At 73.1% G+C, this 3184-nt stretch carries 3 protein-coding genes; 2 read left to right on the plus strand and 1 reads right to left on the minus strand.

Features of this window, described 5'->3' with window-relative positions:
* Positions 1-113 precede the first annotated feature (113 nt).
* Positions 114-527, minus strand: a complete 414-nt coding sequence (locus tag ACFU99_RS38590; RefSeq protein WP_384401863.1) for an SsgA family sporulation/cell division regulator — start codon at positions 525-527, stop codon at positions 114-116.
* A gap of 224 nt (positions 528-751) precedes the next feature.
* On the opposite strand from ACFU99_RS38590, the gene ACFU99_RS38595 reads away from it, so the two are divergent.
* Both ACFU99_RS38595 and ACFU99_RS38600 read left to right on the plus strand, forming a co-directional pair.
* Positions 752-2329, plus strand: coding sequence for a sigma factor (locus ACFU99_RS38595; RefSeq protein ID WP_384401866.1), 1578 nt, complete (start codon positions 752-754; stop codon positions 2327-2329).
* Positions 2330-2414: 85 nt separating this feature from the next.
* On the plus strand, positions 2415-3184 hold a 770-nt coding region (locus ACFU99_RS38600; RefSeq protein ID WP_384401869.1), incomplete at its 3' end, for a WD40/YVTN/BNR-like repeat-containing protein.

The following is a 3184-nucleotide window of genomic DNA, read 5'->3' on the forward strand; positions in this document are numbered from 1 at the left end:
GCCCGTACCGGGTGACGCGCGCGGCGTGCATATCGCCGCCGGAGCGCGTGGCCCGGTCGGCGGCGACATTGCGCGCCGCCGTCGTCAGCGAGGTCATCGCCGTGCCCATCGGTTCAGGCGTCCCGCAGCAGCGCCGCGAGATCGCTGTCGACATCGAGGCGCCCGCTCTCGGTCCCCGCGGGCACCAACTCGTAGGAGTGCCGCAGAAAAAGGCGCAGTTCCGTCGTATCGATCTGAATCATGGCCATGCCCTCCAGGGCATGGAATTCCAGTACGGTGCGGTCCGCGCCGCACGGCCATACGTGGACATCCCCGGCGCCGACCGGCTCGTTCAGCCCGGTCGCCAGCAGCTCACGGGCAAAGGTCCAGGCCACTTCCGCGCCGTCGAGGGACGCGGTGGCCGGGAACGTGATGCGTACGGCGAAAGGGTCGGCGGGCTCGTACCGCAGGCCGGCGGGGATCGCCCGCTCCAGCGGTGCGGACGCGATAAGGCGGACCTGGACGGCTTGATTGATGACAGTGGACAACGCCTGCTCCCTTGCTTTTGGTGCGGGTCCTTGTCTCTACGACCCCTTAGACGGCCGCTTCATTACGCCAGTGCACACGATTCTGATGTGACCTGCGTCACCCCCAATTATTGGATGGGATATTTCCCCTTTACGCTTACGAACTCGATGCAATGCCTCCAAGACCGGGCGGACCTGTCATGCACTCCCGCCCCCAGGAGAGGCACCGACAGGGGTGTTTCACCATGACCGACGGTTCCATATCGCTGGACGAGGACAGCTACACACGGCTGTTCGAGCAGGAGCACCCGAGGCTCGTCGCCTACGCGCGTACTCTCACCGGCAACTTCTGGCTCGCAGAGGACCTCGTGGCCGAGGCCCACTTCCGGATCTGGCGCCGGCTGCGGGCCGGACACGTCATCGACAATGTCCCCGCGTACCTCACTACCACCGTCAGAAACCTCTCCACCACCGTTGGTCGTGCGAACCGCGAGATCCCGCAGGATCCGGAAGACGGGCACGCCTGGCCCGAGGAGCCCCGTACGGCCGAGGATCCGATGCAGCGCGTCGCCTACGTCGACCTCCTGGCCAAGGTGATGGAACAACTGCCGCGCCGCTGGGTCAAGGCCCTGTGGCTGGCCGAGGCCGAAGACCAGCCGCTGGAGGCCGTCGGCCGGCAGATCGGCGCGGGCAGCGGGGCGACGGCCGTACTGCTGCACCGCGCCCGCGAGGGCATGCGCCAGGCGTTCCTGCGGTCCATGCCCGGCACCCCGTCGAGCGCGTCCTGCGAGGGGCACTGGGAGCGGATGCCCGCGCACGTACGGGGCGCGGCGTCGGCGAAGCAGGCGAACGGACTGGAGTCCCACGTCTCGGACTGCCCCGACTGCACCAACCGGATGGCCCTCCTGACGCGGGCCAACACCAGGCTTCCCGCGCTCGTCGGCCCGGCGCTGCTGGTCCTGCTCGCGAGCGGCTCGGCGAAGTTCCTGATCCCGCTCGCCGGAGCGGGCACGGCGGCCGCCGCCGCGGGGCAGAGCGGCCAGCCCACGGGGGCGGGCGCGGCGAAGTCCGTACGGCACCTGTTGCGCGGCCAGGTCGGGCAGGCCGGGCCGGTCGCGGCCACGGTCGCCGGGATCGGAGTGGTGGCGGTCGCTGGCGTCGCCGTCGCGGCGGGCATCGCCCTGACCGGCGGGCAGGGGTCCTTGCCGCAGCAGCGCGCGGCGGCCCCGGCGGCCAGTGGGGCGCCGGGGCAGGGCGGGGGAGACGGCAGCGCGGGCGGTACGGGCGATGGAGGCGGTACGGGGGGCGCGGGCGGTACGGGCGGAGCCTCCGGTTCCGATGGGTCCGCCGGGGACGGCGATTCCCGCGGCAACAACAGCGCGGACGGCTCCAGGGCCGATGACTCCAGAACCGATGGCTCCGGGTCCGGGGAGGAGAAGCGGGTGGGCGGCGAGCCGCGGGCGAAGCCCCCGCTGCCCACACAGCGGACCTCCGACAGCGGCGGGCAGCCCGGCGGCACCACGGTCCCGACCGGCCCCGCGCCGACCTATTCGGCCGTGACGCCCCCGCCTCCGCCCCCGACGACCGCGCCGACGCCCCCGCCGTCGGGCACGCCGACGGGCACGCCCACCCCGACAGGTACGCCCACGGGGCCGCCGACTCCCACCTGGTCACCTTCGCCGACCACCACGCCCACCACCCCCACGCCTACGCCTACCACCACACCCCCGACGCCCACGCCCACGCCGAAGCCCACCCCCACGCTGCACTGCGAGTGGTACCAATTCGGCCACTGGAAGGTGAAGATCTGCTGGTACCAGTAGGCAGCGCCGCGGTTCCCCCGCGTACGCCGGCCGTGCCCGTCGGCCCATGGACGGGTGCGCCCGGCGTCGGCTAACTTCCCGGCTCATGAGGGCCATGGGGATGTTGAGACGTGCAGTGATAGCAGTGGTGTGCGGGGCGGCGGTGGCTACGGCCGCCGCGTCTCCCGTGCAAGCCGCCGCCCCCGGGGGCGTTCCGAGCGCGGCGGGTCCGCTCTCGTGGCGGGCCACCCCGAGCGGTACGGACGCCCGACTGCGCGGGCTCGCGGCCGTCAGCCGCTCCGCCGCCTGGGCGGCGGGGACGAAGGGGACCGTGCTGCGGACGCTCGACGGCGGACGCCACTGGCGCGATGTCTCGCCCTCCGGCGCGGGCGAGTTGGAGTTCCGGGACATCGAGGCGTTCGACACCCGCCGCGCCGTCGCGCTGTCCATCGGCGAGGGCGCGGCCTCGCGCGTCTTCCGCACGGACGACGGCGGCACGACCTGGACGGAGAGCTTCCGCAACGCCGACCCCAGGGCCTTCTACGACTGCATGACCTTCTTCGACCGCCGCAACGGCATCGCGCTCGGCGACCCGGTCGACGGCAAGTACCGCGTCCTCGCCACACGCGACGGCGGCCGCAACTGGCGTGTACTGCCCTCCGACGGCATGCCCCCGGCCCAGCCGGGCGAGGCGGCGTTCGCGGCGAGCGGCCAGTGCCTGGTCTCCGCAGGCCCCCGCGACGCGTGGATCGCCACCGGCGGCGCAGCGGCCTCCCGCGTCTTCCACTCCACCGACCGGGGCCGCACCTGGACGGTCGCCGAGGCCCCCCTGCCCGCGGGCGACCCGGCGCGCGGCGCCTTCGCGCTCGCCTTCCG

The organism is Streptomyces sp. NPDC057654 (genome assembly GCF_042800135.1).
Taxonomy (GTDB): domain Bacteria; phylum Actinomycetota; class Actinomycetes; order Streptomycetales; family Streptomycetaceae; genus Streptomyces.

Excerpts from the sequence above, each read along its gene's own strand:
- ACFU99_RS38595 (WP_384401866.1), top strand. The coding sequence starts at position 752 with ATGACCGACGGTTCCATATCGCTGGACGAGGACAGCTACACACGGCTG.